This window comes from Variovorax sp. GW821-FHT09B01 (assembly GCF_059418345.1).
On record NZ_JBWKPQ010000005.1, the window covers coordinates 102,320 to 120,093 of the forward strand.

Consider the following 17,774-nt stretch of genomic DNA (forward strand, 5'->3'; position numbering starts at 1 on the left):
CAGCCGCCCCAAAAAAAGACCCAGCCACCACGACACGCCCTCCCCCACGCCACCTCGCGCCCTGCCAGCACGAGGCGAAGCGAGTCGTGCGCTCCACACAACGCGACCCGCGGGCCCAAAGCCCGCGCTGACCAGCGACCCGCGCACAGCGCGCTGGCCAGCCGCCCCAAAAAAAGACCCAGCCACCACGACACGCCCTCCCCCACGCCACCTCGCGCCCTGCCAGCACGAGGCGCAGCGAGTCGTGCGCTCCACACAACACGACCCGCGGGCCCAAGCCCGCGCTGACCAGCGACCCGCGCACAGCGCGCTGGCCACCCCCTAAGAAAACCAGCCACCGCCCCCTGCACACGACGCCAGTGGAAGCGGATTGCCGCAGCGACATGCCATCGCTCGTTGTTCGCGAGGTCATGCATCCGCGCGGTCCGTCATGCATCAAAGCACGAGCTCAGGCAAAAAAAGCCCGCCGCCCGCACATTGACGGGCGACAGGCTCAGGCGCGCTCTGCGCGGGCTGGATGCTCGGTATCAGTCCAGCCGACTAGGCTTCCTGGTCCGGTTGGTCACGACCAGCGTCCGAGACCGGATCGCCATCCGGCCCAGCCCGGTTCAGGGCTTCTTCTGCCCCATCCTTCTTCTCCTGCTCGGCTTGGGCGTCCGCGCAGGCCTGCGATGGCCCGGCAACCAGCGGCCGCAAAGGAACAGGCAGCCAACGCGTGCCTTCGAGCTTGGCGGCGCAATAGTCCGCGGCCTCGGACTTCTTCATGGCGGCGACTTCCTTGGTGCAGTCGATGCCACTGGCTTCCCGGACCGCCTCTACCGCCTTGGCCTTGCTCACGCTGTGCAGGTAGTTCGCAGCACTGGGCGTCCACCAGTCGGCCATGTCCAGGCCGAGCGCCTCGGCGATCGCATCGCTCTGGTTGCGCCGGCGCTCACGGCCCTGGATCGCGTCGATGCTGCGGGCCGTGCAGTACGCCAGCAGTTCCAGCAAGGTCTGACGCTCCTGCGCGAGCAGCCAGCGGAAGGTCACGGCCGGATCACGAGGCAGGCGCTCGCCCCAATCGCTCGCGGCGCGCTCCAGCAGCGCGGCGGCGGGCGTATGGATGTAGTCGCTCGCATGCTCGGCGAGCGCGAGATCGCCTGTGGGGCGCACCGTCACTTTCACGATGTCGTTGCCTCGGTCATAGAGGTCGAACACCGTCTCGACCATGCGGTGCACCAGCGTCGCGAGCGCCACGTCGACGTCCTGAGTGAGCGCGGCCTGCAAGGCGGCGGTGCGATGGGCCGTGAGGTCGCGCATCAGCTTCTCGCTGAAAACGGAGCGCCGTTTGCCGGCCTCGGCCGCCTCAGTGCTCTCGCTGCCCCGCCCTGCCCTGCTGACCAACCCTTCGCCGTCTTCGGTGCCAGCGCCGCAGGCTGCATCATGGGCGGGGTCGCGACGCAGCAGCCCACGATGCACGGCGAGCGTCCCGTCGCTGTCGATGCGCAGCATCGCACCACACCGTCCCAACTGCTCGGGCGTCCAGACCCGCAGCGCCGCGCGCGCCGCATCGATCCGGTCGTCGAGGTCACTCAACAGGCCCGACAACCGAACTTCCTCGGCCTCATACGCGTCGTTGCCATCGCCATCGTCCTCGAACTGCAGTGCCTTCGCCTCGTTTTGATCGTAGGCCGCGTTGAGCCGCTCGCGCTCGGTCTCCAGCGCGGCCAACATGCCAGCCTCCGCGTCGCTGGGCGCACGCTCGGACGGCGCCTGCTGCCCATAGGCGCGCAAAGCCAGCCGATCTGCATCGATCAAGCCTTCGACCCATGCCCAGCCCTCGGCGCGCACCTCTTCGGCCGCCGCTTGCAGCTTCTCCGTGGCGAGCTGGCGCAGCAGCCCCGGTGCCTCCAGATAGATGCCCGAGCGGCCGGTATCGTCATTGGCGAACAGGTCGCGCCGGACCTTGCCCCCGCGTGCCTCATAGGTCTCGACGCCCACGAAGCGCGCGAGATGGCTTTCCGCGGTAGCTGCGCCTTCGGTCAGGAGGCGTCGGATGGTCCAGGCGTCCCGTCGATAGGTGGGCAGGCCGTCCCACACGGCCTCCTGGGCCTTGTGGTTGTCGGTCAGTGCCAGCGCGTGCAGCATGTCCGACGCGATGTTCCCTTCCCGGTACATCGCGAGGAAGCGTGGCGCAAGCCGGGCGAGCTTGAGACGGCGCTCGACGGTCAGCGGTGCCACGCCGAAGCGCACAGCGATCTGGGCCACGCTCTGCCCCGCTTCGACCCGCGCCAGAAAGGCCTCGGCCTCGTCGGCTGGGTGCATCGCTTCGCGCCCCGAGTTCTCCGCCAGCGAAATCTCCACCGCCTGCGCGCTGTCGTACAGCCTGCACTCCACGGGCCGGGCAGCCGACCATCGCCCGTCGCTGGCGAGCTTGTGCAATGCCAGCAGACGCCGCCCCCCGGCGATGACGCCGAACCGACCATCGGCCAGGGCGACCACCGCAAGGCGATGCAGCAAGCCCTGCGCGTCGATGAGCGCGGCGAGTTCCTCGACGCCGCCCGCGCTGCGGACCTTGCGGACATTGGCGTCGTCGAGCACCAGCTGATCCAGCGGCACCTCAATGTCGCACGGCGACGGTACCGCAATGGCATCGGACTCGTTCGTCACCGGCTTCGTGTCGGTGGGATTTTGCGGCGTGGCAGCCTTCGAAGGCCGCGCCTTGATCGCGTCGCCTGCACGCTTGGGCCTTTCGACCCGCGGCGTCTTCGTGGCGGCACCATCGCTGGCAGCGGCGGGCGCCACCTTGGCCCGGACGGTGGCGGTGCCCGCAGTGGTATCCGCGGGGGTTCTTGCAGTCGCTCTGGCAGTCATGTGCGTTTCCTTTCGATCGCTTCAGTGCGTGAATCAGTGAATGGATGGGTGCATGGACAAAGCCCTGCCGGATTCCTAGATTCAGAGCCCCTCGTGAAAGGGTTCCGGATCGCATCGGCCGAGCTGCCGAGCCTGGCCGCCGTCTTCCTGAGTTCTTCGCCCGGTGACACAGCGCGCACGCTCGGACGGGAGAGCAAGGGGGAAGCATTCGTAACGCGCAGCGTTATGAACACCCCCTTGCAGGCGCAGCCGGTCGCCCGGCCGCGCGGGTGCACGGTCGCCGAGAAGGTGAAGCACTCAGGAAGACGGCAGCCCCCAGACGCCGGGCCGAGGCGCACCGGAACCGCCGCTCGGCGAGCGCCCCCACCTGCCGCAGACAGGTCTGATCGCGGATGTCAGGGGCCGCAGGCCCCGCGCCAGGGATGCGCAAGGCGGCTGCAAGCCGTCCCCGCAGGGGATGAGCGCGAAGGCGCGAACCTGGAGCAGCCCGACAGCAGCGAAGCCGCTGGGGCGCCCTGCATGACTTCACCCACGGCGCCGGCGTTCTCGCTGCAATACCGATCGCATCCGGCGCCAGCAACCGCGATCGCTTTGTCCACCGAACGCCGGCACAACACAGCACACACGACAACGCAGCACACACGCCCAGCGCAGGCGCAAGCTAGCCAACCCATATGTCGGCACCTCAAAAGGGAGAAGCAAGAACCCGCCTGCTGTTGGCAGTTGCAGTTGCTGAGCTCGAGCTATTTAAAGATCGACAGCCTGCGCGGTACCTTTTATCGGCCGGGACACCGTCGAACGCAAGGTGTCTGAGCCCGGTCTACCCGCGGAGCGAACTACATGAGCTCTTCCAACGAGGCCGCGACCGAGGACTGTCGGAGCATGCAGCGGCTGTACCCTTGAAGCCGTCGTGGTTCGGGGCTCTGGACGGTCGCGCAAGGCTTCGCTGACGTTTTGACGTTCAGGCGTCTATCACTTGCCAAAGGCAAGCCTATCAGCGCTATTCGCTATTCGCGAATAGCGGATGCCATACAAAATGGATCTCAAACCGCAAGGCCTTATCGTATTACTCAAGGGGGGGGTGGCATTTCGACGCCGAGGTTTGCACTTTCTGGGGGTGAATGCGTGATCGGAGAAACAGTGACGACGACTCGATTTTCGACTTCTTCGACGGCTGTGATGATGACGCAAGGTCGATTCTTAACTCCCTCCGTCTGCCCTTTTTTTCTTCGTGATTCCACAAGTAGGCAAACGAGACGACGAGACCTACCTCGGGTTTCGGAAAAGTCATGCACTTAGTCGCGCAGCAGTGCGTTCAAGGCATCGTGACTCGAATCCATAGCGCTGCTTGATAGCGCTTGAATCGCCTCAGCTGGCAGGTCTTGGACCTCATATGACTTTGTCGCGCGGGCCTTCAGGCGTTCGAACTCGTCGAACTCCTTTCTCGAAATAAAGTACCCAGTCACGCGGTTATGGCTAGTGACTGCCACAGATTCAGCTTGAACCATCTCGCGGTAGTGGCCGAAATTCTTCGCGAACTCGCTTGCGGAAACAGTAATCATGAGGAAATCTCCGTAGAAGCACCATTTTCGTGAATTACGTAGAACGTCAAGTTCCCTCCAAGGGGTAGTCGCTTGGTGATAGGAAGCTCCCGCAGACAGCGCGCTTTTTTGAACGAAGTCAAAGCGCGCCGCCCGCGGCAGGGCAGGTAGCCAGTCGGACATGCAAAACCCTGCCACCCCACATGAGCACTGGGTGCTGCAGTTTGGTGTGAGATCCCCTGACAACTAACGCACCACGATGTGATTCCTGGCCGATTTCTTCCGGCAGCCGCCGGCCGAGATGATTGATGCACGCCACCGCTGGTGATGCTGGCCAGCCAGTTGCCCTGGGCGCAGATGGAGACCGCGCTGGTACCGGAGTTTGCCCGCCAGGTATGCGAAGGCCGGACCGTTGCGCAGGGCGAACTGTCTGGCCCCAGCGTGCGGGTCGCCAGCGCAGGTGCTGCCGCCGCCGGGCGCCCGCGACTTCCCCTGCGTCTGAGGGGCCAGCCTGATATACCTCAAGCATGCCTACAACCTCAGCGATGAGGGGATGTCATGGCCACCGGCGGCGACCCGCCACCGCACGCGCGCAACATGAAGTTCGGGCGAGGAGAGTCCGGCGTACCAGAGATGAACCTGGGCGCCCTGGCGCGCACCGTCGGCGAGCATCTGAGGGATCGTCCTCGCGCCCAGGGTTGTCTCGAAGGCAAAGTTGAGTCCCTGCGCCAGGGCTCGCTCCAAACCCTTGCGTCCGAACTCCCAGGCCCGGGCGTTGGCCTCCTCGGCCGTCAGGCCCGGATTGGCATCCAGCACCACGCGGGCTGCCAGGTCGGGGTTGAAGTAGTCGACCTTCTTCTGGAGCAACGCGGCGCCGCCCACGCTGCTCTTGCCGGCGCCGTTGACGCCGGCCAGCACAAAGATCCTTGCCGGCATCAGCCGCGCGAAGCAGGCGCGGCCGGGGCAGCCGCAGCGGCGGCGATCGCAGCCTCACCCAGCGCCGAAGAATCCATGGCAAATGCATCGTCCATCGCGCGTGCAGCCGCCTCGCCCTGCATGCGCGCAAACATGTCGTCGAAGCGGTGCGTGAGGGCCTCGAGGTCCGGCTCCGACGCCTGCGCCATCTGCAGGTAGCGCTCCACCGACATCAGCACCATGGCGGGCTTCTCGTGGCGCGTGATCACCACCGCGCCGCGCGCCATCACCGTGCTGGCGACCGCCTGCATGCCCGAAGCCAGCTTCGTCGCAGAAAACGACGGCAGATCGCGCGCCAAGCGCTCGATGTCGGAGGAGCCGACGGTCGCGGAAATGGCAGCCATGGAAGATCCTTCGAAACCAGAGTTTTACCCATTTGATGGACTTCGGAAAACACCGCCGACCATACCTCACCGGTGGATCAGGAGCGATCGAGCACCACCACCATCGCGCCATCCGAACTTCCGCAGTCGCGCCAGCCCAACCTCGCACCAGGGAGCCACAATCCCCCGATGACCATGCGCACCAAGCCGTCCTCGCCCATCACCTCGCAGCTCGCCAACCACCCGTGGGTGCCTGCGCTGGCAGCGGACGGCTACACGGACATATGCGAGCGCGAAGGCCAGTTATGCGGCATTCGCCGATTCAACTTCACCACCGCCGTGGTCGTCGGCGTAGACCCGGTCGGCTATCACCGTCGCTACTGCTACGAACATGCACACGAGGCGCGCCAAGCACTGGCCGCCTGGGATGGCAAGGGGCACCCTGGTGGTCCCTGGATCAAGTGCAAGGGTGCTGGCATCGAGCTGTTGAATCCTGCTCTGACCTGTTGAGGACTAAGCGAATCACTCGTGGGACTCGCTTCAGGCGAGCAAAGCTTCGCGCAAACAATGCGCCGCGCGAAGCGCGATCTCCGCCCAGGGCTGCACACCGACGCATGCGCGCACCCTCCATCGCCTCAGCGACAGCAACGCTGCCGCTCGACCCAAGGCGTTGCGCTCAGCATGAACCACCAAGATGGTCAGGCTTCAGACCGTCGTTTCCGGGCGGCAACGGCTGGCCGGCACTCTCGAGAGATCTGCGCTCTCTTAAAACAACACCCAAACAGATCGCGCTGCTACGCGCGCGTGGCCGGAGCGCGCTTGCCGCGGGACAGAACTGCAAATTCACTGAAGATCCATGCAATGGCCGTTGGGACCTTGCGCGCGTCGATGCTCTGGCTTTCCTGGCCCAAGTAGATTCCCAGCTCTTGAGCGGGTCCACCTCCCGTGCGATCACTCAAATGAATGCGAAATGCTTTACGCGCAGCGACTTGCAAGGTATGGCGAAATCCTTGATTGAGCTTCATGCGTTCCAGGGGTCCAACACTTTCAGCCCTCGGATGCTGACGAAATCGCTGGTGTTGCGGGTGACCACAGTGAAACCGTGCGAAAGCGCAGTGGCGGCGATCATCGAATCGCGTCGAGCTCTTGGATCGGGGACATGCATGGGCGCGCACAACAGCGCCTCACGCTCGCCGAAAGCTAGGATCCGCCCAGCGAATGCCTTATGGACGGCCGTGGCCCACCGACGCAGCGCTTGTCCCTGGGGCGGTGAACGGCGCTCCAGGCGCACGATGCCTTCCTCCTGTTCGAGAATTGTGATGGCCGAAAGGAAAAACTGATTCTGTGGAACTGTTCCAGCCCAGCGCCGGACCTCTTCTGATTGGCCGAGCTTTCCTGGACGCAGTTCGGCCAGCACATTGGAGTCGAGCAGGTACACCCTTAGACCTCCGGGCGCAGCTGGATGGCCGTCGGAGTGATCTCGAAGTCTTCGACTTCCGACGTATCGGGCATGCTGTCCATCAGCTCGAGCAGCGACACCGTACTATCGCCGTCGCCTCGGGAGAGCGCTCGATAGTCGCCGATGTTGAGGAGCACGAAGGCAGGTTCGCCGTGGTCGGTGATAAAGAGCGGACCTTCCTTGGCCAGGTGCTTCGCGCTGCTGACGTTGTGGCCGAACTCGCGGCTCGTGATCACGTGGGGGGCATTCATTTCCATCTCTCCTGAAACCTATAGGGCCACTGTTTCCAGGTCTTCAACACCTGATAGTCGCATTCCTGCAGCAGGGTCCGAACGTCTTCGGCCGCCTACAGCGCGTGCTCACCCGATTCAGCATGAACGCGGTCGCCATCGAGCATGCAGAAATACCAGCCAAAAGGCACGCCCACGCGCCGATCGAGTGCCTGCAGCTTGACGTAAAAGTTGTAGACATCGCCGGCCCGGGCTCGCACTTCAGCGAGCTTCTCCCGAAGGGTCCAGGCTGAAAAGTTAGACGCCTTCCCTGCTCGCCAGTTCTCGCCGGTTTTTAGATTAGTCCAGCCGTCGAGCTCCATGATCCAGTGATCGCGCGGTGGCGCGACGCTGCGCCCAGCGCTCCTGGTAGCCCCGTCGTTGAAGATGTGCCCCAACTCCCGCCGGCAAGCCGCAGCGACCTGCGCCAGACCGGCATCTCGATGTCGTATTCCTCGCGCAGACTCATGACTGCCCTTGACCAAATCGAGCGATGCTACGGGACCGCGGTCGCCAAACAGTAAATGTAGCTACCGAAGCCACAAATGTCAAGACACAGCCGTTTGCTTGCTAACGGCGATAGCCATCAAGCGGTTTTTCCGCGTAACTGGAGAAAACGGCGTCTATTCGTGGAAATGCGTTCGCCTAAAGTGCAGGAATGCGTTTCTGAATTCGCGTGCCCCTGAGCCACGTCACGAACCTGGGCTCTGGTGTGCATCTTGGCCGTGGTATCAATCTTGGCGAGCAGCCATTGATGACGGGGGCGCTCGCGCCGGCCGCGGCGTCGACCGCCAGGCCGTGATGAGCCTGACGCTGGGCGACTGGATCGACTCCAGACACAGCGTGCTGATCACCGGGCCGACCGGCGGGGTCAAGTCGTGACTTGCCTGCGCGCTGGCGCAGTCCCTGAAAGGCATAAAGGGGCTTGCCATCCTCCATCGCGCTCACGCTGCGTAGCACGACATCCCTTTCTCGTTCGTCGTTCGATGACGCCTTGCCCTCACGAGAGAAGACTTCCGACTCGCAGCACGCGTGCTGCGCAATCCAGTGACATGTCTCGAGGCGCCGGCCAAGCGCTGGAGCTGGATGCTGTTGTGTATGGCGACGCGCTGCGCTCACCGAGCGCCGAACGGCAAGGCCGTGCGCGACGCTACGGCGTCCGCCCACCGAAAGCATCGAGGCTTGCCTTTCATCCGTCCGCCGGGCTCGAAGCGCGCAACCGCTGCAGCGGCGCAGTCTCAAAGAATGGGGCGCGCAGCGCCCCGGCCTCGTTCAGACGAGGCCACGCTCGGCCATGGACACCGTGCAACTTCCAGCGACGACGACGTGATCCAGCACCCGCACATCGATGAACGCCAGCGCGTCCTTCAGCGCCGCCGTCAACGCCAGGTCCGCTCGTGACGGCTCGACCATGCCCGATGGATGGTTGTGCGCCAGGATGACGGCCGCGGCGTTGTACCGCAGCGCACGACGCAGCACCTCGCGCGGATAGACGCTGGTCTGCGTGAGCGTGCCGCGAAACAGGTCCTCGAACGCGATCAGCCCATGCTGCGCGTTCAGAAACAGCACCGCGAAGCTTTCGTGCCCTTGCCCTGCGAAGTGCAGTTTCAGATAGTCTGCCACCGCCTTCGGCGAACCAAAGGTCTCGCCCGGCAGCATCTCCTCGACAAGCAGCGCACGCGCCAGTCGAAGACCGCACAGCAACGGTTCGCACCCCGGCAGTGATGCATCCCGCGCGGCACCAACCAGCCGATGCAGCGATCGCCCATGCGCCTCGTAGAGCTGCTCTGCGTCAGCGCCGAGCAGCGCATGCAACGCTTCGAGTACCTCGCACTCGATGCGCGCGACCATCGAAGACGACGCAAAGGATTCGGATGATTTCGCACCAGCGGATGCAAAGGAAGCGGGTGTGTTCATGAGGAAGAACTCCTGTGGATGACACAGGCGGGATTGCCTGCGAGACCCCGCCACCCCGTCGCAGCGCAGCGCTCAAGGCCGCCGCAGGCGTGCGGCACGCGCCGAGCACGCGAAGCGCGCGCAGGGCCTTGAACGCGAGAACGATGGGGTAGCCTCAGGGCTCACAGGCAAGCCCTCCACACCCTCCACGACGGTCACCAAGGTGTCCTCTTCTGCAGGGAGAGGCCATTGCGGGACGCCATCGACGACATCGCCCCCGGGCCATCCTGAGTCCAGTGGACACGCCGTCAACCCAAGGCTTGCGCAGGTCACGCAAGGCGCTCGTCGTTGGAGTGTCCACGTTATGGCAAAGTTTGCCATATTGTTATAGAGTATCTTGCATGACGACGATGAACATTTCACTTCCGGAAGAGATGAAGGCTTTCGTCGATGCACAGGTCGCGGAGCGCCGTTACGGCAATGCGAGCGAATACATGCGAGACCTGATCCGCCGCGACTTGGCACGCGAGCAATTTCGGGCTGTCATTCTTTCCAGCCTTGAATCCGGGCCCTCCGTGGAATGGACACCAGCCCACTTCGACGCACTGCGCGACGAGATCGCACAGGCCGAATCGACACAGACAAGTCAGCCAGCGGCCTCCGCGAGGCGCAGGACCGGGGAGGCTGCCTCCAAAACTGGCAGGAAGAAGAAGGCGGATTGAGCTTGAAAGGCGCCAAAAGGTTTCTTGTCCGTCCTCGCGCCAGCGCGCAGATTGCCGCCGTGATTCGATACTACGCCGTCACCATGCGGGCTCCGAACGCGGCCAGGGGTTTCGTGGATGAGTTGCAGAAGGCCTACGAACTCATCAGACGCAACCCTGATGCCGGCTCGCCACGGCTCGAGGCCGAACTCGGGATGCCTGGCCTACGTTCATGGGGACTGCCCAAGTACCCCTACCTGATCATCTATTTCCGGCACCCGAACTTGGTGGATGTGGTGGACGTGCCGCACACACGCACCAACTATGTCGCCGCGCTGATTGACCACCTGTGATTCGATGAGGTCGCCCAGCGAACCTTGTCAGCTTCTTGGATCGGTGGGCGTTCGACGTCCGAATCTCCTTCGAAAAGCGGAACAGTCTGGGCCGAGATGGACTTGCCGTGTTGATCAAGGCGACAAGACAGTTTTCTCCGACCAACCGCCGCATGCCTCAGGATGCGCGCGCAGGGCCTTGAACGCGAGAACGATGGGGTAGCCTCAGGGCTCACAGGCAAGCCCTCCCCAGCCCCCCAACCCCAACGAAGGGGTTCAAAGCATTGCGCTCACGGTCGCGGTCGCCTACGCCCCACCGTCGTCATGCGCTGCAAAGCACCGGGACATGCGTCAATCAAGCTGCCACACCATGGCGTGGCGCAGCGTGCAAGCGCTCGTTCCGGCCACGCCCCGGGTGCGCGGTACGTGAGCAACGCTCACGCCGCGCGCACGAGGGTCGCGTTGCGACCCTGAGGAAGCGCCCGACGCATCCATGCGCGTCAATGCGCTTCCGAGCGCCGACGGCGCTTCAGTCGGCCTGGGGCCCGACCATGGCCTGCAGCTGCTCGATCAACCCAGGCTCCACGAACACGCAAGGCTTGTCAGCCGCCAGCCGGACGTCGAACAGCCGATCGAACACTTCGCGCTTCAGGTGCGCGATCTGACCGGTGCGATACGCCTGCTCCGGACGAAGATTGCCCTGGGCCGACGCAGCCCCGCTGCGTTGCGGATCGCATTCGACCAAGGCAACGAACCCTTCATCGAACATCTTGCGATGCTGGGCGCACAGGCTCCAGCCAGTCAGCGTGTGGCGCTCCATGCTCGCGCGCAGACGTCGATCGAACAGCAGGTTGCCGGTTTCGAAACTGACACCGCACACCAGGCAGACATGCTGCTCCATCGACACGTGCGATTTCTCATTCATGATGATCTCCGGTTGTCGGGCGGGATTGCCCGAAACCGTGGCCCGCACGGCGAAGCGCAGCGGTCAGGGGTCTATGACGGCCGCAGGCCGCCAGCGCCGCACAGCGGCGCGCAGCCCTTGACGGCGAGAACGCCGTGCCAGGATGAGAGGGAACCGCAAAACCGCTTCTTCCTGCCTTTCCTCATCCGCACCCACGCCCATATCCTCCCCTCGCGCTTTGCCCAGCCCCCACGTCAGGGCGGCCGTGCCGTGTGCGCCGCCACTTTGCGGATCGCGCCGCGCTCTATGCCATCGACATGATGATCTTCATCATTTTCCAACGGCAACGCGCGCGACCGCGGCGCCGCCTGCGGGCTCGACCGGTCGGACCAGCGTGGCGAGAAACTCGAGGGCCGCGTCGTCCTTCGACAGGCCGTGATAAAAGCAGGACCGCCAGGCGTTGCGCGATCGACCACTGACCTCTTCGATCGTCGCCAGCTCGGCCAGTTTCTCGCGCACCGCCTCGACGGTCGCGGTGCGTCCCAGGAAGACATCCGGATTGTCCCGGACGATGCACCACAGGTCTCCCACATAGTCATCGAACCCCGCTCGACGGATCACATGGTCGATGTGCCATTGCACCACCGTGCGCTCCTCGCCTTGGACCTCGAAGGGCACAGGCGTCAGCCTCGGGGCTCGCCAGTCGGGTTCTGCACGCATCGTCATGACACGTCGATCGACGAATGCGTCGAAGTAGGGATGGACCGGCCGCTGTCCCACCTGGTCACCGCGCGCCAGATTGTTTCTGGTGTTGTTGCAACGGTCGCACGCGGGCACCAGGTTCAGCGAAAAGAAGGAGTACTCGGCATAGTCTGCCTTCGGCAGATAGTGGTCGAGCGTGCCGAGCGCGTCGCGCCCGCAGACCGGACAAGCACCTGCGACGGACTGGCGCAGCGAAGCGATGAAGTCCAGGCAGGCCGGCGGCTTCTTGTACAGATCGTGAAACGAAGAACGCAGCGCCGCGAAGGAATCGTCCTTGACGACGCTCCAGGGATTGCCCTGGTGATCGCGATAGGTCTGGTAGCGCGCGCCGATGTCGGCGCGCCGCGGCGAGACCGCCACCGCCTTCTGGCTGCGCGAACGACTCAGGCGCTCGAGCAGTTCGTCATCGGCGACGGCGGGACGTGCCAGCGACCTCACAGCCCGTCTTCCTCGTCGCCTTCCCTACCGCTTGCCGAACGCCCTTCCGCACGTCCTTCCATGCGGCTTCGCAACAGCATCAGCGCTTCTGTGCTCAGGTCCTCGGCATGGAGATCCAGAACCTGCGCGAACGTCAGCCCCTGGACGCGCATCTTCGAAACCAGGTCCTCGTAGAGGTGTTCCGCGGTGTCATCGCCGAAGACCTCGCTCGAGACGGAGGCCACATTGGCACCGAGCGTGCGCAGCCTCGGCTTGCTGACCACCACGCCACCTTCGGGCGTGGGCCTGAGCACATGCACCTGCGCATGGTGCACCTCCCTCACCACGAAGGGCGAATGGGTGGCCATGACTGCGATCGATCGGGTGTTCGTCAGCACGCGGTGCAAGACGCGCATGAAGCGGGAGATGAGGTTGGGGTGCAGAAAGCTCTCGGGCTCGTCGATGACCAGCACCGAGGCGGGCCCGGCATGCGCCAAGGCCGTGAGCACGAAGCGCAGGAAGCTCAGCTGTCCGAGGCTGGGCATACGCTCGCGGTCGTCGTGATCGAGGTACACAAGTTCGCGCGTGTGATCCAGCTCCGCGGCCGCCTCGAGCTTGCGCTTCTCCCCGCCTCGCATCCAGTCCTCGAGTGCCCGATAGCCTGCGCCGTCTTTGGACTGGTAAGTCGCCTTGGCGTGCGCCTTGACGGGCACGTGCATCTTCAGCGCGGAGAACTCTTGCTCCAGCATGGTGCGCAGGTAGCGCAGCAAGGGCAGTCCTTTGTCGTCGTGCGAACGGGCGACGTCGACCAGCAGTCGCGTATCGGAATCTTCACGGCCACGCTGATGGGCAGTGAGTGGTCGAGCGAAAAGACGCGAACACGGGCCGACCCGAACGCCGGCGACTTGGGCAGAAAAAGCGGCAGCGAAGCGGTGTGCGCGAAGGCGAGCACCTGATTGACTTCCGGGCGATTGGCCATCGCGACCGCCTTGTACTTGCGATCTACCAGACCTCGCGCGATCCCCGCCAGAGCCGACGTCTTGCCGCAACCGTTCTGGCCGATCAGCACCGCGATGCGACCGCGCAGAACGTTGTCGTCGGTGAACTCGAAGTCCAGCGCGAGGTTCGGGCCCGGCCCCTTGAGCGTGGCCACGAAAGGAACGCGCGCATCCGTCTCGGAGGTTGGCCGGCCATCCAGTACCCAGGCGCCGTGGCGTACCGCGAAGTAGGACTCGCTCGCCCGCACCATCGCCAGTTGATAGACCTCCGACTCGAAGAAATCGGGCCATTGCGGCACCGGCGACCCGGCGTCCGACAGCAGCGCGATGTCGTTCAGGCTTTGCAGCAGCTCCCGGGCACGGTCCGCGCCGAGCGCGCGCCGTGCGAGGCTGTAGTGCTTCGTCTCGTCCAGCAAGCTCGCGTAAGGCACCCTGAGGTCCTTTAGGAGGATGCCGTGACTGCGCATGGAGAGAATCTCCTGTGCGAAGGTGGCGAGCTTGGTGGCGCCTTTCACGGCGAATTTCGCCGGGAACCATTCGAAATCTCCCTCGGGCTTGCGCAGCCCGATCTCGGCCGTCAGGGAGTAGCCGAAGTCGTTCCAGCTGTCTTTCAAGGCGACGACGCAGGCATCGCACGTCGAACGCGACGCCTGGTCCTGCGAGAGAAAAAGCCGCGCGCTCGGCGCCTTGGGACTTTGTGTTTTGTTCTGGATAGGATCAGGCAATGCTCACCTCCGTCGATCGACGACCCCGAATACTAGCGAGCCCTGACTGCCAGTTGAGCCCGGATGCCGGCTTGCCCGACCCCGACCGAGGCCGCACTCGCTTCTTTGAAACCCGAGCGCGCTGCGAGAACCCGTCCGTCAATCGATCTCTCCCGCGATACACACCAAGTCGTGATACAGCTCGCCGAGGCCACCCATCATCGTTGCGGTATGAAACGGCCAGATCGTGCCCAGGGCGACGTTCGCGCATTGCAGCATGTTCTGAATCTCTCCCAAGGGAAGAACGACCTCCTTGGACATATGCCGCACAAACGTTTCGACGCCACGCCGCGTTGCCAGGCGGTAGGAGTACCTTGACCAGGTCGGATCGTCTTCGAACTTCATGATGGATTGCACGGCAGCGCTCAGTTGCTCTGGCACGTCGGCGACCCCCAGGGCCGCCGCCATCTTCTTGAGATCCTTCAAGAGCGCGCGCAGGGCATGCGATTTCCCGGCCCGATCTCGCTGCGCCGGGAGAGGAAATGCGGGACGTGGGAGGTTCAGCTGCTCGCGGTAGTCCTGGACCGCGATGGCGAGCCGCAACGGCGCTTTCATTAGAAGTTCGGCCGCGTGACGTTGCAGATAGAACACAGCCAATCCATGGTGATCGAAATGGCCCTTCATCGAGCCGTCTCGAGCAGCGTATGCGCAGACAGCAGATACGCCTGCCCGTAGTTTGGGACCCGATGTCTGCCCAGCCGGGCCACTGCGGCCGCAAGATCCTTCTCGGTCTGCTTCGGCGACTTCGACAAGGGCAACACGCCCGCTGGCTCGTCTGGCCTGGTCAGGTACAGCGCTCGGGGTAACTTTGTTGTCATAGGTCTTGCCACGGGGAATCTCGGCCTTTTGATCCTCACCCTGTTCATGAGCAGGAGCAATGCCCTGCGCTCACGCGATCCGAGCCGCACGTCGCCGGACAACGCCCGGCGCGCACCCGCTACAAGGCCTGCGACGACGCCACCCTGGCGTAGCCCGCGGGCGTGAGCCCCTCGAGGCGCAGCCGGAACGGCTGGCCGAAGGTGTTGCGTCCCTTGGAGCGCGTGACGACCAACGACAACCATGCAGGCAGGCAGGCAGCCCTTGATCTTCGATGATGTCGGCCAAGTGGTGGGCACCGTCCAGCGACAGGAAGACGGCGACTTCGAGGCGTGGCGTCGCGCGCGTACGGTGACCAGACCAGGCAACGTGCATACCTGGCTGGGTCGCTTCGAAAGCTTCGACGCGGCGGCATCCGCGATTCACGAACCGGTGTCCATTGGCACTGTCGGCGGGCGCAGATCCGCAACGAGAGGCTATGCCCGGGAGACGCCGAGCATGGCCTTTTCCTTTTCATGCCTGCCGTCAACCGGCCGCGCACAACGCACTGCCCGCCGACATCGGGATCGCGCGCCGGACGGTCGAGCGAACGGCCCGATGCCATGGACACGTCACACGACGGGCGCCGTGGCCGGGCTCACGCACAGTTCCTTGCGCAACATCTTGCCGACAGGCGACTTCGGCAGCGCGTCCAGGAAACTGATGTGCCGCGGCTCCATTGTAGCGCGTGAGGTTCGCGCGGCAGTACGCCTCGACCTCGGCGGCCGTGAGGGCCGCGTCGCGCGCCACCACGAACAGGTGCGGCGCCTCGCCCGAGCGCTCGTCGCGCACGCCGATGCAGGCGCATTCGAGCACCGCAGGCAGCATCGCGACCACGGCCTCGATCTCATTGGGATACCGTCGGCTGGAGGCGCCCCGCAGGAGATGGCGAATCCTGAGAAGCTTCTATGCAAAATCTCGCTCGAGACCCAATCGAACGTTTCCTCCACAATGCTGACAACTGAAGTCCACGCGGCAGATATTCCAAAAATTTTCGCGGAGTTCTCGAATTTCATCGGTGATACGCATTGGCAGAGTCGCGTGAGACTCTGCAAGGATGAAATGAGAGGGAATTCCTTCTTGCGCGACTTCCTTGTCGCCGAGAACGACATCGCGTTTCAGCTCGATCACCTCAGCGGATTGGCGAAGAAATCTGGAGGGAGAGTCCCCTCCGTCGCTTGCAGCGATCACGGCATCTATCCGGCTGCAAGCTTCGCCGCTCAGATACTCTCCTTCGTCGAAGGCTTATCCAGGGAGCATCGCCGACGCTTCGAGAGGCGGGTCCATGGCGCCTTCAAGAATCCAGACGACATGCGGGGGCTTCGCTTGGAACTCGCGATTGCCACACATTTTCTCAGGCGTGGCCAAACCGTCAGTTGGCCGGAGATCACGGGTGGCGGTACCTTTGATCTGCTCATCGATGATGCAGGCCATGGTGGGCTTGAGGTGGAATGCAAGTCCGTGTCCAACGACAAGGGACGCAAGATCCATCGACGCGAGATGATCGATTTCGTGCATTTGCTGACCCCCACTCTTGTTCCCGTGATACGGCGACATGGGAAGGGTCTCTTTGCAGTGCTTACGGTGCCGGGTCGGCTCCCAACTCTTTACAAGCAGCGCGTGCAGCTCGCCAAAGACTTGACATCATCCGTGTCTCGCTTCCAAGACGCGGTTCTCTCTGATGGCACCGCCATCCGGATTGGCGAGTTCGATTCGTCCGGAATCGATGATGCACTTCTGCGCGATCAAAGCCGACTGCGAGCATTTACCGAGGCCGTCACCGGAACATCCCAGCGAGAGGCTGTTGTCATCGGCGATCGGTCGGGTGGAACCCTTGCCCTGGTGGTGCAAAGCGCATTGGATGACGAGCTACTGAAGGCAACCTTTGATACCTTGTCGAGGGCGGCCCGCCAACAGTTGAGCCGCAACCGCGCAGGATTGGTGGTTGCTGCATTCGCCGGCCTGAACGTGACCCAGATGCTGTCGATTGCCCAGCAAGATCGCGACCCGGAGGCACCTCCCACTGCCCTGAGGATGCATGTCAGCCGCTTCTTGTCTTCCAGTGATCGCGACCACGTCATTGGCGCCGGATTTCTCAGTACGGGCGAGCTCCACGCCGCGCCCCATGGTTCGCTCGACTCCGGAGGATCAGCATACTATTTCAAGAATGGAAAATCGCGATACTGGTCGCCGGAATTCGACGGTCTATTCACCGCCGATCATTGATGCACCATCACCTTCGCTCGGTCACAAGCATGGTGGGCTCGAGTTGAACTCAATCAAAGTCCAACCTCAACGCTCCAAGAGGATCGCGCAGTTCTCATTACTCCTTTAAATATTGAAGACCTCGACTTCGGGCAATTCACCTGACAGAACGCTCAAGCAACTATTTTGACTTGCGACAAAATACTCGAGAACACCTTGCCCTTTTTCCCGAATGAAGCCCTGGCGGGTCGCTTCAAGATCAAACCACCCATTGCTTTTTATCAAAAAAAGCCAACCGTTTTCCGCACTGCAAGCAGGCCAAAAATCCAGCAGATCACCCTCATCGAGCAGCCTAAAACCCACCACATGAGGAAATCTAACTATTACAGTTTTCCTATCCTCGCCAGACACCAAGGTCACGGCAAGCCTGCCCCATTCAAAGCGAACGTCGGAAATATTAACTGTCGACCGAAACTTGTAAATACTACCAATAGCCTCCGCATCAACGCGCAGCATTGCT

The 17,774-nt window shown here is 63.4% G+C and carries 19 protein-coding genes and 1 pseudogene; 5 read left to right on the forward strand and 15 right to left on the reverse strand.

Translation table 11 applies throughout. The features are described from left to right. Positions 1 to 540: 540 nt before the first annotated feature. Both AC07RV_RS17355 and AC07RV_RS17360 read right to left on the reverse strand, forming a co-directional pair. Positions 541 to 2,853, reverse strand: coding sequence for a ParB/RepB/Spo0J family partition protein (locus tag AC07RV_RS17355; protein ID WP_492713695.1), 2,313 nt, complete (start codon positions 2,851 to 2,853; stop codon positions 541 to 543). Positions 2,854 to 4,148: 1,295 nt separating this feature from the next. Continuing rightward, positions 4,149 to 4,415, reverse strand: coding sequence for a type II toxin-antitoxin system Phd/YefM family antitoxin (locus AC07RV_RS17360; RefSeq protein WP_203206465.1), 267 nt, complete (start codon positions 4,413 to 4,415; stop codon positions 4,149 to 4,151). Positions 4,416 to 4,695: 280 nt separating this feature from the next. On the opposite strand from AC07RV_RS17360, the pseudogene AC07RV_RS17365 reads away from it, so the two are divergent. Continuing rightward, positions 4,696 to 4,944 (forward strand): annotated as a pseudogene (locus tag AC07RV_RS17365) (IS5/IS1182 family transposase); the annotation flags it as partial. On the opposite strand, the gene AC07RV_RS17370 reads toward AC07RV_RS17365, so the two are convergent. Further along, positions 4,926 to 5,330 (reverse strand): ATPase, encoded by a 405-nt coding sequence (locus AC07RV_RS17370; protein ID WP_431513093.1) that lies wholly within the window; start codon positions 5,328 to 5,330, stop codon positions 4,926 to 4,928. The pseudogene AC07RV_RS17365 and the gene AC07RV_RS17370 sit on opposite strands and share 19 nt — an antisense overlap. Beyond that, positions 5,330 to 5,713: a hypothetical protein gene (locus AC07RV_RS17375; RefSeq protein WP_296729018.1), complete on the reverse strand. Its 384-nt coding sequence runs from the start codon at positions 5,711 to 5,713 to the stop codon at positions 5,330 to 5,332. Before AC07RV_RS17375 ends, AC07RV_RS17370 begins: the two co-directional genes overlap by 1 nt. Before the next feature lie 168 nt (positions 5,714 to 5,881). Here AC07RV_RS17375 and AC07RV_RS17380 point away from each other — a divergent pair, with 168 nt between their 5' ends. Further along, on the forward strand, positions 5,882 to 6,202 hold the full coding sequence (locus AC07RV_RS17380; RefSeq protein WP_492713698.1) for a hypothetical protein: 321 nt from the start codon (positions 5,882 to 5,884) through the stop codon (positions 6,200 to 6,202). A gap of 284 nt (positions 6,203 to 6,486) precedes the next feature. On the opposite strand, the gene AC07RV_RS17385 is transcribed toward AC07RV_RS17380, so the two are convergent. The 5 genes from AC07RV_RS17385 to radC all read right to left on the reverse strand — a co-directional run bounded on the left by AC07RV_RS17385 (position 6,487) and on the right by radC (position 9,337). Continuing rightward, on the reverse strand, positions 6,487 to 6,717 hold the full coding sequence (locus tag AC07RV_RS17385; protein WP_431513095.1) for a hypothetical protein: 231 nt from the start codon (positions 6,715 to 6,717) through the stop codon (positions 6,487 to 6,489). After that, positions 6,714 to 7,130 (reverse strand): type II toxin-antitoxin system VapC family toxin, encoded by a 417-nt coding sequence (locus AC07RV_RS17390; protein WP_082322257.1) that lies wholly within the window; start codon positions 7,128 to 7,130, stop codon positions 6,714 to 6,716. Before AC07RV_RS17390 ends, AC07RV_RS17385 begins: the two co-directional genes overlap by 4 nt. Before the next feature lie 2 nt (positions 7,131 to 7,132). Continuing rightward, positions 7,133 to 7,402, reverse strand: a complete 270-nt coding sequence (locus AC07RV_RS17395) for a type II toxin-antitoxin system Phd/YefM family antitoxin (protein ID WP_057607292.1) — start codon at positions 7,400 to 7,402, stop codon at positions 7,133 to 7,135. Positions 7,403 to 7,497: 95 nt separating this feature from the next. Beyond that, complete coding sequence (locus tag AC07RV_RS17400; RefSeq protein ID WP_431513096.1) at positions 7,498 to 7,743, reverse strand: hypothetical protein; 246 nt, start codon at positions 7,741 to 7,743, stop codon at positions 7,498 to 7,500. Positions 7,744 to 8,692: 949 nt separating this feature from the next. Next, positions 8,693 to 9,337 (reverse strand): RadC family protein, encoded by a 645-nt coding sequence (radC, locus tag AC07RV_RS17405; RefSeq protein ID WP_492713701.1) that lies wholly within the window; start codon positions 9,335 to 9,337, stop codon positions 8,693 to 8,695. Between the two features lie 380 nt (positions 9,338 to 9,717). On the opposite strand from radC, the gene AC07RV_RS17410 reads away from it, so the two are divergent. Further along, positions 9,718 to 10,038: a type II toxin-antitoxin system ParD family antitoxin gene (locus AC07RV_RS17410; RefSeq protein ID WP_064262423.1), complete on the forward strand. Its 321-nt coding sequence runs from the start codon at positions 9,718 to 9,720 to the stop codon at positions 10,036 to 10,038. Positions 10,039 to 10,040: 2 nt separating this feature from the next. Continuing rightward, positions 10,041 to 10,370: a type II toxin-antitoxin system RelE/ParE family toxin gene (locus tag AC07RV_RS17415; RefSeq protein WP_492713703.1), complete on the forward strand. Its 330-nt coding sequence runs from the start codon at positions 10,041 to 10,043 to the stop codon at positions 10,368 to 10,370. 508 nt (positions 10,371 to 10,878) lie between these two features. Here the strand turns inward: AC07RV_RS17415 and AC07RV_RS17420 are convergent. The 5 genes from AC07RV_RS17420 to AC07RV_RS17440 all read right to left on the reverse strand — a co-directional run bounded on the left by AC07RV_RS17420 (position 10,879) and on the right by AC07RV_RS17440 (position 14,818). Beyond that, positions 10,879 to 11,274, reverse strand: coding sequence for an ATPase (locus AC07RV_RS17420; RefSeq protein WP_492713705.1), 396 nt, complete (start codon positions 11,272 to 11,274; stop codon positions 10,879 to 10,881). A 309-nt stretch (positions 11,275 to 11,583) separates the two neighbouring features. Then, complete coding sequence (locus AC07RV_RS17425; protein ID WP_492713707.1) at positions 11,584 to 12,453, reverse strand: HNH endonuclease; 870 nt, start codon at positions 12,451 to 12,453, stop codon at positions 11,584 to 11,586. Continuing rightward, the gene (locus AC07RV_RS17430; RefSeq protein WP_492713709.1) at positions 12,450 to 13,202 is read right to left on the reverse strand and encodes an AAA family ATPase; all 753 of its coding nucleotides are present in this window, start codon (positions 13,200 to 13,202) and stop codon (positions 12,450 to 12,452) included. The genes AC07RV_RS17425 and AC07RV_RS17430 overlap by 4 nt, the downstream gene beginning before the upstream one ends. Further along, the gene (locus tag AC07RV_RS17435; RefSeq protein WP_492713711.1) at positions 13,154 to 14,155 is read right to left on the reverse strand and encodes a hypothetical protein; all 1,002 of its coding nucleotides are present in this window, start codon (positions 14,153 to 14,155) and stop codon (positions 13,154 to 13,156) included. Before AC07RV_RS17435 ends, AC07RV_RS17430 begins: the two co-directional genes overlap by 49 nt. A 138-nt stretch (positions 14,156 to 14,293) precedes the next feature. Next, the gene (locus AC07RV_RS17440; RefSeq protein WP_492713713.1) at positions 14,294 to 14,818 is read right to left on the reverse strand and encodes a hypothetical protein; all 525 of its coding nucleotides are present in this window, start codon (positions 14,816 to 14,818) and stop codon (positions 14,294 to 14,296) included. Between the two features lie 435 nt (positions 14,819 to 15,253). Between AC07RV_RS17440 and AC07RV_RS17445 the strand changes: the two genes are divergently transcribed. Next, positions 15,254 to 17,275, forward strand: a complete 2,022-nt coding sequence (locus AC07RV_RS17445; protein WP_492713715.1) for a hypothetical protein — start codon at positions 15,254 to 15,256, stop codon at positions 17,273 to 17,275. Between the two features lie 105 nt (positions 17,276 to 17,380). Here AC07RV_RS17445 and AC07RV_RS17450 read toward each other — a convergent pair whose 3' ends face one another. Next, entirely contained in the window at positions 17,381 to 17,770 is a 390-nt protein-coding gene (locus AC07RV_RS17450; RefSeq protein ID WP_492713717.1) for a hypothetical protein, read from the reverse strand. Between the last annotated feature and the right edge of the window lie 4 nt (positions 17,771 to 17,774).